Origin of the sequence: Paenibacillus sp. MER 180 (assembly GCF_023713665.1) — a bacterium.
Classification (GTDB): Bacteria; Bacillota; Bacilli; order Paenibacillales; family Paenibacillaceae; genus Paenibacillus_B; species Paenibacillus_B suaedae.
In genome coordinates this window covers 260136-273159 of the sequence record NZ_JAMAVT010000008.1, presented here as the reverse complement: position 1 = coordinate 273159, position 13024 = coordinate 260136, and the positions used below count along the sequence as shown (strand labels likewise).

At 47.0% G+C, this 13024-nt stretch carries 1 protein-coding gene and 1 pseudogene; both read left to right on the top strand.

Going from position 1 to position 13024, the window contains the following annotated elements:
- Positions 1-13 precede the first annotated feature (13 nt).
- On the top strand, positions 14-7189 hold the full coding sequence (locus tag M3661_RS15410) for an SDR family NAD(P)-dependent oxidoreductase (protein WP_251486478.1): 7176 nt from the start codon (positions 14-16) through the stop codon (positions 7187-7189).
- A pseudogene (locus tag M3661_RS15405) lies at positions 7189-12825 on the top strand (SDR family NAD(P)-dependent oxidoreductase); the annotation flags it as partial. The gene M3661_RS15410 and the pseudogene M3661_RS15405, both read left to right, overlap by 1 nt.
- Positions 12826-13024 lie beyond the last annotated feature (199 nt).

Genomic DNA, 13024 nt, shown 5'->3' with positions numbered 1-13024 from the left:
GGTGAGGTTGGACGTGAAAACGGTTTTGGAACGTTTCGAACATAAAGCATTCACGAAAGAGGAGGCTCAATTGCGGATTTCTTCATTGAATAAGGGAGAATTCTGGTTAACTTTTGAATACGGTGAGCCCTATCTGCAAGACCATACTGTCTTTGGCGAGCAAGTTCTTCTTGGCGTTACCCATTGCTCTTTGGCAATAGAGGCAGTTAATCATGTTCGGCACACTTTTCCGCTTCAATTCAGCCGACTATTGTTCCAAAGAACAGCGACGGTCAAATCAGGAGAATCAATTGATATCAGATCCAGATTGACGATGGGGGACGACAAGAAACAAAAATTTACAAGTTTGTACAAAAAATCGTCCGAAAATACTTGGACGGAAGCGGCTGTCGCAGAAATCGAGAGGATGGAAAAGATTGAGCCGATTCAAAAAAATATCCCAGGTGTATTGGACGAACCGGATCGGATTATGCAAGGTCGGGAAATTTACGAGAAGTTATCGAAGTCGCCTGTCTGTCATGGGGAGTCGCTCAGAACCGTTGAGCATGTTTATATCCGCGATCATGTCGTGCTCGGGAGATTATGCCTTTCGGAAGAATTCGCAAGCTCGGAAGGAAATTATATTGCACATCCCGCCCTTCTGGACGGAGCCATCGTCAGCAGCATGTGCGGTATCCGTGAAGCACGGGACGGGGCGTTTATACCGCTGTTCATCAAACGAGTTACCGTATTTGCGCCTCTGTTGCAGCGGTGCTTTTCATGGTCAGAAGTCATAAAAATGAATTCCGAATTAATTGAAACCAATATTTATGTATGTGACGAAGAAGGGAATTGCCTGTTAATGCTGGAGGGTGTAACCTGCAAGCGGGCAGAGTCCTCCGCGCTTTTGGATAGTTCGGAAAAGGAAGCTAATGTAGCTGGAATTCACCGCATGATCAATAAAACGGAGTCTACAATCGTCAGGTCGAATGCTAGTGCTGAGGGGGATTATCACGATCCGCTCAGAAGCAACATTGAGAAGTATTTGACAGAACGGGTTTCGTGCTTGATCTCGGAAGGAAAAACAATTGGCGATAAGAGCAAAAATTTTATGGATATGGGAATTGACTCTACGAGATTGATCGAATTGGCTCGTGAGCTCGAGGTCGAGTTAGGTATAGAATTATACCCAACTTTGTTTTTTGAATATCAAAATATTCTCGATTTATCGACTTATTTCGCTAAGCAATATCCTGAGGTTATGCGATCAAAATTGCATGTTCCGGAATCGGCAGCCAGTCAGATACCGGAGATGGGGCAAAAGGATCGGGCAGCAGAACTGCCGTTCTCAGAACCGATGTTGTCTACGGGTCCCCAAACTAGTAGCGACGAATTTGAAAGAACGTATGGAGCAAAGGAGCTTCGGAAGCAGAGCAGTGAACGGGATATAGCAGTAATCGGAGTGTCAGGCATGTTCGCTGGTTCTCCGGATCTACCTTCATTCTGGAACAACATTCGCGAGGGCGTAGATTTAATGCAAGAAATTCCGCACGAACATTTTGATTATCGGCCATGGTACGACCCGACACCGTATGCAACCGACAAAATGTATTGCAAGTGGGGGAGCTTCATTGATGATGTGGATAAATTCGATGCGGAATTTTTTAATATCTCCCCACGTGAGGCGCAAATGATGGATCCGCAACTTAGACTGCTCTTGCAGGTGCTTTATGGAACGATGGAGGATGCCGGATATGCGGGACGCATAAGAGGAACGCATACGGGGATGTATGTTGGAGCCTGCTTCCAGGATTATAAAGATAGGCTCCCGCAAACGGTTGATCCGCACTCTGGGACAGGGAATGCGTCCACCATGCTGGCTAATCGCCCCTCATTTTATTTTAATTTATTGGGCCCGAGTGTGTTTATCGATACTGCTTGCTCCTCTTCTTTGGTTGCCTTGCATTTAGCGTGCCGGGCATTGCGCAATCAGGAATGTGAAATGGCATTTGTCGCGGGAACCAATTTATTGTTAAGTTCGCATCATTATCGCTATTTCTGCAGCATTGGAGCATTATCCGCTACGGGAAGATGCCATACATTCGATGCCGCGGCAGACGGATATGTTCCAGGAGAGGGAGTAGGGGCAGTTTTATTGAAGCCGTTGCAGCAAGCTTTGCGGGATGGGGATCGCGTTCATGCGGTTATAAAAGGGACGGCGATTAATCATGGTGGATACACTCCATCGATTACGGCTCCAAGCATGTTGCAGGAGGCCAAGGTCATCATGGACGCATGGAAAGATGCCGAAATTAATCCGACATCGATCGGTTATATCGAAGCCCATGGGACAGGAACGAAATTGGGTGATCCTGTAGAAATAAATGCGTTAAAGGAGGCGTTCAAGCCGTACGCCGGGCAAGGCGCAGCATTTTGCGCTGTAGGTTCCGCGAAGGCGCATATCGGACATGCAGAGGGTGCTGCAGGCATAGCGGGCTTGCTTAAGGCGATTTTGTCTTTGCAGCATAAGGAAATTCCTGCAATGCCTCGGTTTCATGAGTTGAATCCGTATATTAAGCTGGAAAGCTCGCCGTTATACATTAATCGTGAAGTCATTCCATGGGAATCGGTCAATGGAGAGCCAAGAAGAGCTGGCGTGAGCTCCTTCGGATTCGGCGGCGCTTACGCGCATGTCGTCGTGGAAGAGTATGTCTCCCCCTCTGTTGACGAGAGCCAGTTGCATACGCTGGCGCCGCACGTAATTGTAATGTCTGCCCTAAATCGGGACAGATTGATAGAGCAAGCGGCACGATTTATTGCTTATGTCGAGAAGTATAATGCAAGTCTGTGCATAGACGATATTGCCTTTACTTTGCAAACCGGGCGGAAGCATATGGAAGAAAGGCTCGCTTTCGTTGCAGCTGATCTTACATCCGTAGTAAGTCGATTGCAGGCCTTTATCAATGGTGGAGGCGTTGAGCAAGGGATCCATTCCGGCAATGTGAAACAAAGTGGATCCTCGTTGGAGCTTATGTTAGGCGGTGCTTCAGGAAAAGACTTCATTCGCTCTATCCAATCTCATGACGAAACATATAAGCTTGCCCAATTGTGGGTATGGGGAGCACAGATCGACTGGTATTCCCTTTGGCCTGAGCGAATAGGCAAAGTCGTATCATTGCCTACTTACCCATTCGCCAAGAAGCGGCATTGGGCTGCAGAGGATCAGCCGCAGCCGCACTCTTCTGGAAGTCTTCTATCGATTGGGAACCTACATGTCGAACGTTCTATGAAAGAGTCCGGTCTCGTGTTCGAAACCGTCGTCGCTCCGGAAGACTCAATTATGTCAGACCATTTAGTTCACGGTTTGCCGACGATGCCAGCCGCAGTATTTTTGGATATGGCGTCTCAAGCGGCAGCGTTGATTGCTAAAGGAAAAGAGTTTCATCTGATGGATGTAGTGCTTGCACGAGCATTGACGGCAGATACCGTGCCCAAAAAAATTGAATTTGTAATGAAAACATCAAATGCTGGAACACAGTTCGAAGTGCGCAGTCCAGGCAAACATTCAGAAATACATGTTCAGGGTCTTATTGGAATGCAGCCCTCGTTAAAATTGCGGAATTCCGTAAATCTGCAGGAGCGAATGGAGATTGCCGATAGCACGATTGAAGCAGAACAATTATATGATGCGTTCCGCAATCTGGGCATTCAGTATGGCCCCTTCTTCGAATCTGTGCGGAAAATATGGATTAAGGGCGATCAAGCGCTCTGTTATCTCGAAGCACCAGAAGGCGGTGCAGGCAGTTTTCATCAAATCCATCCGTCGCTCTTGGACGGAGCATTGCAGGGCATCATTGGCATTTTCGCTGCAAAAGGCATAATAGAGCCATATCTGCCATTCAGTATCGATGAGTTGATATGGTCACACTCAATACAAGGAAGTGCATATGCGTTAGTAACGACTGCAGGGAATGACAAATTCGATATTGAGCTGACGGATGCCCAAGGAAAAGTGGGCGTTCATATAAGCGGCTTGCGCATCAGAAAAGCTAGGGATCCGCTTGCGTCCCTACTGTATGTTCCAAAATGGGAGCGGGATCCAAATGAAATCCGTGAACATGCTGCGACTTCTAGAGGGAAACGGATATTGATTGCCGCTGCTCCGGGGTGGGAAAGGTTCTCTGAGGCTCTATGCCAATATCATCTGGACGATAGGGTGGTCGGATTTCCATTAACTCATGCATCTCTATCGGAACAGCAGGCAGGTGCACATCCTTTTTTCTCGGGAGAGGATGCACCGGAAATTATTTATATCTTGGTGGGCTTCAGCGATACACAGGAACGTGTAGATGCAATCGGCCTGGAGCAAAGCCAAGAATATGGAATTATCGCGCTTTATCGCCTGTTCCGTGCATGGAGCAAACTCGGTTATTTGCATCAATCCGTTCAATTAAAGGTAGTTACAAATCGTGCCTTTGCTGTTGAGGGAGATGAAGCAAGTCCCTTTACCGGAGGCATCTTTGGGTTTGTCAAATCGATTGCTCGAGAATATTTGAACTGGAATATTCATTGCTTGGATGTTAGCCTCGATTTGCAAAATGGGAACGAGGGAGAAAGACGAAGCACTGCTGAAGCGATTGTTAGGGAAAACGAGAGATACCACGGAGAAATTGCATTTAGGAATGGGAAACGGTATAAGCGCCTGTTATATCCGATTGTACTTCCACGGGCCGAGAAGTCTGCCTTCAAACAAGAAGGGGTGTATTTTATCGCTGGCGGAGCTGGAGGAATCGGTATAGAGTTATGCCGCTTTTTATCGCGCCATTACGGGGCGAAACTCGTCTTGATTGGGCGTCGCTCTATTAAAGAATTGACTGCTAGCACACAGTCAATGATTAATGAAATTGGTGCTGATTTGCTGTATTTGACAGCGGATTTAGCGAATCAGGAGGAAATGGAAGAGGCTGCAGCCACAGCTAAACGGCGTTTCGGAAAAATAGACGGGGTCATTCATTCTGCTTTGGTGCTGAAGGACTGCTCGTTAGAAGCGCTCGAGGAGGAAACGCTGCTCGAAGTTATGCGACCGAAGGCCGCGGGCAGCATTGAGCTCTATGAAGTATTTAAAAACGAGCCGCTTGATTTCATGCTCTTTTTCTCATCAGTGCAGTCGTTTTCCGGCAATGCGGGTCAAAGTAATTATGCTGCCGCCTGTTCCTTTAAAGACGCGATTGCAAATTACATTCGTGAAAAGGTCAGTTACCCGGTTCATATCGTGAACTGGGGCTATTGGGGGAGTGTTGGTGTAGTAGCGAATGACAGCTACCAAAAGCGGCTAGCCGCACAAGGATTATATTCCATCGATCCAATGGTAGGGATGGAGGCAATCGTTCGTACTCTCGCTTGGAACATCCCGCAATTAATTGCTATAAATGCGGATGTCAACGTTATTAAGGGAATCGGTGGGAAGCTTGATGCGACCGTTGTCGTTCCCGCAGAACAGTCTGCTTCTATTCCGCATGCAAGACTAAATATCTCGGAACGCCCTAAAATGGGTACGAAGCATGTTAGAAAGTCCCTACATGCACGGGGCATTATCAACGAATTCGGGCAGCAGATGCTGATGAATGCTTTCCAACGCATGGGCGTTTTTTTACCAGATGGAGAGGCTGTCAGAGCAGATGAGTTGCAGAAAAAGCTAGGGATTATTCCGCAATACTCCAGGTTGTTGGAAGGATTGTTGCAAATTGCTGCAACAGCGGGACATTTAGAGGAGCAAGGGACGTATTTGTCTGGCACTTGCACTGCTACCTCACTGGATGAGCTTGCAGAACGCAAGAAGCAGTGGTGTGACTTGCATCCAGACATTAGGCCGCAGCTGGAACTAATATGGGAGTGCGTGCGTCACTATCCGGAAATCTTGACTGGGCAAGTGCCGGCGGAGAACATATTGTTCCCGGAAGGTTCAATGGAACTGGTTGGATCCGTCTATCAAGGAAACGCCGATTCCGATTATTACAATGGCGTAGCGGCTTGGGCATTGCAGCGCTATATCGAATTAAGACTGCCCGATTTGAAGCAAGGCAGCATCATTAAAATATTGGAAATTGGTGCTGGAACCGGTGGAACGAGTTCTCGAATCTTGCCAGCGCTTCAAAAACACAGAGACAACTTATCTTATACGTATTCAGATATTTCAAAAGCTTTTCTCAAATATGGTCAGGAAACGTTCGGAAAGGGATTTCCTTTTGTAGAATTCAAACTGCTTAATATTGAAAAAGAAGTATTGCAGCAGGGATTCGCAACTGGAGAATATGATGTCGTAATTGCGGCAAATGTACTTCATGCTACGCAAAATATTGAGCGCACATTAAGGCATGTTAAAACATTGTTGAAACCGAATGGGTGGCTCGTCATCAATGAAGTGACGTCGAGAATGGATTTCTTGACGATGACATTCGGATTGCTCGAAGGCTGGTGGCTGTTCAAGGATGACTTGCGAATTCCGCACTCGCCACTGTTGTCGCCAGCGTGTTGGAAAAAGCAATTGTCGGTGCAAGGCTTCCGCGGTGTTACGTTATTGGCGGATGCTGAGGAGAAAATGGAGCATAGTCAGCAAGTCATAATAGGTGAGAGCGATGGTCTCTATGTTGTGAATAATCCGGAAGCCATAGAAATATCGGCAACTGGCGCCGCACTAGAAAATGTAGCACCGTCTACTTCTAGGATTGAGCCCCCTTTCCATACGCCCGGTCAAATTGAGCGTTTGGAACAGCCGACGCAAGATACTGGCAGATTGTCGCAAGCGGAATTACAGCGTTATGTAGCCAATAGGCTGGTTTTATTTTTGCGGATGACGTTAAAGCTTACAGACGACGATATAAAGTCGGAAAAGCAATTTACTGATTATGGTGTTGATTCCATAATGGGGCTGGAATTTGTGAAGCACATAAATGAGGAATTCGGCATTACGATGCGGACTACCGCATTGTTTGATTATGGAAATGTTCGTGATTTATCCGCATATCTCTGCAAGGAATATGGCAAGCTCATTGCTCCGCAATCGAAGGAGGGCAGGCATGAAGGTCCTCCGAAGTCGACCAATTCGCTCGTTGAAGAAGTGGGGGAGAGAACGCAATTCGAATTGCTTCAAAATCTGGCGGATGGGAAGATGAGTGGTACCGAAGTGTTAAAGCTACTGGGAGGTATCTGATGGACAACGTTGAAAAAGTGAAGCAGATCATTTCCATGATTGAAAGCCATCAAATGACGCCTGAGGAGGGATATCGGCACATCCAACAGATCAGGCAAGGCATCGAGACCTTCATTGATAAATGCTCAGAATGGTACAAGGTATACTTGACGAAGCCGGGAGCCATTGAAGACATTGTCTTGGATGCTGTTCAACCCAGCGTTCCGTCCAATAGCGAAGTGCAAGTGCTGGTTAAAGCATTTTCGATAAATTTTGGTGATATTTTATGTATTAAGGGGCTTTATCCAACCCAACCGGATTATCCATTTACACCAGGATTTGAATTTTCCGGCATTGTGATGAATACGGGGAGCCGTGTTACACGAGTAAAAATCGGGGATGAGGTCATCGGGCTGACAGGTGCACGCATGGGGGCGCATAGCTGCGTTGTCAACACGGATGAGCATTTCCTCGTTAAGAAACCGAAGCATATTACATTTGAACAAGGCTGTAGTTTTCCCGTCGTTGCCTTGACGTTGCAATCCGTATTTGACAAAGCCAACCTTCGGCCTGGGGAGAAAATATTGATTCAAACCGCGGCGGGAGGAACAGGTCTAGTCGCTGTGCAGATGGCGCAGAAAATAGGTGCTGAAATATTTGCAACCGCCGGATCAAAGGAGAAGCTGGAATATTTAAAGCAGTTAGGCGTGCCACACCTGATTCATTATAAAGAAGAGGATTTTGCAGATAAGATCATACAGTGGACGAATAACTACGGAGTTGACGTTGTCATCAATACGCTGTCTGGAGAGGCAGTGCAAAAAGGCTTGAACTTGTTGGCCCCCAATGGCAGATACATTGAAATTGCCGTCGCTGGCTTAAAGGCCTCCGGTGCAATAAGCTTGTCCCATCTTGTTGACAATCAAAGCTTTCACAGTATAAATATCCGCAAATTACTGACGGGGAGTCCTGACAAGTTATCGCTTTATTTGGAACGAATGGCCAATATGCTGGAAACAGGTGAGGTACAACCTAGTGTGGGCCGCGTTTTTACTTTTACTGAGATTAAAGAAGCATATAAGTATTTGGAAAGCGGTAGCAATATTGGGAAAGTAGTCGTGTCTACGGAAGCTTCCTTACCGACAGCATTCTCTACCAGTTGGATGAAGCCGAAGCAGACAGACTTGTCAGAAGAGGTTCGACCGTTACGGAAGTGTTCGGATATAGCTATTATTGGCGCTGCCGGTAAGTTTCCCGGAGCCAAAAATTTGGATGAGTTCTGGGACAATTTGAAGAACGGGCGCTGCACAATCGGTGAAATCCCTAAAGAACGCTGGGATACCGAGCAATATTATGATCCGGATCCGAAGAAGCTTGACAAGACGTATTGCAAATGGGGCGGCATACTCGAAGATATCGATCAATTCGATGCGGTGTTCTTCAACATGTCAGGGAAGGAAGCTGAGGTCACCGATCCACAGCAGCGTATTTTTTTGGAAGTATGCTGGAATGCCTTGGAAGATGCTGGATATGCGATCGAGTCCATGGATAAAAAGAAGTGCGGTGTATTCGTTGGCGCCAGCGGAGGAGACTATCTCGCCAAAATGCAAGAGGACGGGGTACCGATGGAACCCCAGTCGTTCTGGGGCAATTCCGCTTCGGTTCTTGCTGCCAGAATATCGTACTTTCTGAATTTGAAGGGTCCAAGCCTCACTATCGATACGGCTTGCTCATCATCACTGGTGGCGATTCATTTGGGATGCCGCAGCATACTTGCAGGAGAAAGTGAGATGGCTATTGCGGGGGGCGTTTTTATTTCCTTGACACCCGCCTTCATTATTTTATCCAGTAATGCAGGAATGCTGTCTCCCGTCGGTCGATGCAAAGCATTCGACGATGGGGCAGACGGCTTCGTACCTGGTGAAGGGGCAGGCGCCGTTGTACTTAAGTCGCTAGATGCAGCCCTGCGAGACGGAGATCATATTTACGGCGTTATTAAAGGTTCGGCTATCAATCAGGATGGAAAAACGAATGGCATGACGGCTCCTAGCACACTATCCCAGACGGAGGTCGAGCTTACCGTTTATCGCGAGGCCAATATTCATCCTCGTACCATTCAGTTGGTGGAAGCTCACGGAACTGGAACGAAGCTGGGGGATCCGATTGAAGTGGAAGCATTGACAAATGCATTTCGCAAGTATACGCACGAAACCCAATTTTGCAAAATCGGTTCAGTCAAAACCAATATCGGGCATGCTGCTGCTGCTGCCGGAGTCGCCAGTGTCATTAAAGTGTTATTAGCCTTAAAGTATAAGCAAATTCCTCCTAATATACATTTCAGGCAGCAAAATCGGCACATTCAATTTGAAGAGACGCCGTTCCGGGTCGCTGCCGAATTAGAACAATGGACGGCTTCGGACGTTCCTAGGAGGGCAGCCGTCAGTTCTTTCGGCTTTAGCGGCACGAATGCTCACATGGTAATTGAGGAAGCGCCGCGTGCAGATGCATGTTTATCTCCGGAGCTTCCTTATTATGTAGTACCGATCTCGGCCAAAAACAAACAAGCCTATGATAGTGCATTGAAGAAAATGCTGAAGTGGCTGGAAATAGAAGCAGTTGATTGTTCAATTTCAGATATTTCCTATTCATTGCAGATTTCACGTATGCATTTCTCATACCGTTCGATGCTCCTTGTTCAAACTAAACAAGAATTAATCGAAAAGCTTAAACGATACTTGAACGGTGAACAGATTGAAAACTTCTTCCTCTGCAATCTGAAGGATCACAGAAGTATTGAGACAAAGGTATTTCCGGAGGAATCACAAGAAGTCTTATTTGAGGCCGCGATGCTCTCGACGGATTATGGCAACAAAGTTAAGACAGCGATCGAAATGTATTGCCAAGGTAATGAAGTTCCTTGGCATGAGTTGTGGCCGCTTGGAACGGTTCGTAAAATACCGCTCCCGACTTACTCGTTTAACCGGCAACGGTATTGGTATAGACAAGGGAGAAGGCAAAGCGTAAATAAGGCTTCGAGACGATCAGGGGTAAAGCTGCATCCTCTTGTGGAACAAAATGTGTCGACAATCGAAGAAACTAAATTTTCGTTAACCTTAACGGGTGATGAATTTTATATTCAGGATCATGTAGTGGGCGCAGCTCCGTTAATGCCGGGTGCTGCTTATATTGAAATGGCTGTCGCTTCGGCGGAGCTTGCTTTTCAAGCGCAGATTTCTAGTCTGAGGAATGTCATATGGGCAAGCCCGTTGTCAGTAGAGAATGAGCCTTGCCGTCTTGAAATTCGGTACCGGAAGGAAAAAGCGGGAGCATCTTATGAAATTTATTCAATCCAGCCGGGAAGTGGGGAAATCATCCATTCCAGAGGAAACATCGGGACAGTGACGGTTGATAAGCCTGCAAGTAAATTGGATATTCAAGAAATTGTAAACAGGAGCAGCTCTTCTTACTCTAAAGAGCATTGTTACAACATGTTCCGAACGGCGGGATTTCAATACGGTTCGACCTTTCAATCCATTCAGCATTTATGGGTGAATCGTCAGGAGGCGATAGCGCGCCTAGAACTCGCTGCCGAATGTGATGAGAATGATTCCATTTTCAATCTGCATCCAGCTATGTTGGACGGTGCGCTGCAGACGGTCATGGGAAATTTATTGTTCGGCGATGCATCTGTAGATGAGCGATATCTTCCCTTCTCAGTAGGAACGATAGACATCTATGATCGCATACCGAGAAGCGGTTATGCATATGTTCGGGATAGGACGGATTCCCAGCGGATCGCGGACATGAAATGCTTTGATGTGTATGTTACTGACGACGAGGGACGCCTGATTGTTCATTTAAAGGAGTTCTTGAGTCGTGCAGTGTCTGCAGCGCCATTGTTGCAAGTCAAGCAAAATCATACCGCGAGTCCAGAATGGCTGCGCTTCAGACCTATTTGGAAGCCAGAGGAGCGTGTGTCGATTCCTGAGAATCGGCTCGAGGGCTCCGTTCTTGTATGGAGCCATTCAGAGGGATTTTTCAGAAAAATAAGGGGACAATGCGTTAATCCCGAGCGGGCTGTATGGGTTAAGCCGGGGAACTGCTTCCTTACAACGGATTCCGGCCATTATACCGTTGCGCTGGAGAGTGAGGAAGATATGCGCCTTCTCATCCGTGCGACAGAGCAAAATGAAGTGGAACCAAGCCATATCATCGTTCATTCGCGATCTGCGGAAAAAAAGCCTGATTTGCTTCAGGTGGACGAGCAATTGGAGCAAGTCCTTTATCCAGTATTCATGCTGATTAGAGAGCTTGTGGCAGCCAAGTCCAAGCGCCAATTGAATGTGCTCTATGCTTTCCAGAATGGTGGAGGCCAGCCGTTTCCTTATGCCGCGGCCATTGCGTCCTTTTTGAAGTCAGTTTCCTTAGAACATCCGAATGTACAAACCAAGAGCGTGGAATGGGGAATGCCCGTCGAGGATGATTCTGACTTAATGGTAGAAACGCTGATAACCGAATTGGTTCGTATATTGCCATCAGAGAGGGAGATTCGCTACCAAAACGGTAAAAGAGAAGTTGCGGCGATAGAGGAAATCTATTCGCCAAGTGAGTATTCGGCGTATTCTTTGAAAGATAAAGGCATTTATGCGATAACAGGCGGGATGGGAGGAATCGGCTTTGGAATTGCGGAGCATCTTGCCCGAACGCATCAAGCCGGTCTTGCTCTATTGGGAAGAAGCCCGTTTAATCCGTGTATCGAGGAGAAAATAGCCAAGCTTCGCGCTTACGGTTCCGAAGTGATTTATCTCGAAGCTGACTTGGCAATTTATTCAGACACCGAACGAGCTGTAGAACGTATATGCAGCCACTTTGGTCGACTGCATGGCATTTTCCACTGTGCCGGCTTAACTCGCGACTCCTTATTAGTTAAGAAAACGCTTACAGATTTGAAGGGTGTTCTGGCTGCGAAAGTGTGGGGAACGGTTCATTTAGATTGCGCGTCGCAGCGCCATGTTCCTAATCTTGATTTTTTGATGTTGTTTTCATCGGTGTCTGGAATGCATGGAAATGTGGGACAAACCGATTATGCGTATGCCAACCGCTTTATGGATCGTTATGCGGAATACAGGAGTGTCCGTGAAGGCGGAGGAAGAACCATTTCTATCAGTTGGCCTTTATGGAAGGAAGGCGGCATGAAAATCGATCCACATACGGAGCGCTTATTCATGACGGCGGTAGGCATGTCGGGCATCTCGACTGAGACTGGACTTGCAATTATTAAGGAAGGGTTGCTTTTGAACCATGCCCATATAGCTGTCATCGCCGGAAACGGAGAGAAAATCAGAAAATGGGCAGGCGTGACTGTGACGGAAAACAACCCAGGAAGAACTAAGCAAGGTCACATACGCGAGAAGGATATATCAATTTCGTCCGAAAGCGATGAAACCAGGTGGCATGAACAATATCGTTCAGACGTTGTACAGATCATTTCGTCCGTTCTTCGTATCGATCGCGAGGCAATTGATTATTACGGGGAGCTTGCCGAATATGGGTTCGACTCACTGACATTGACTGAGTTTGCGGCGCAATTGGGAGGGGCTTATCAACTGGAGCTCACTCCGGCTTCTTTTTTCGGACACTCCACGATTGAAGGAATTGCAGAAGCGATATTCGAAGAATTCAAGGATAATATTTTCATTGCACTCCGTGAAAAAGGGAATTCAGTGCATCCTGAAAAACGTGCAAGCTTGGCGAATAAAAAGGAGCCTCCCGCTGACTTAAGCGAGGATTCGGATCATATGATTCACTCTTCTAAGGTGGATAATGAACTTGGCGCAGCGCAGGATGGAACGGTGG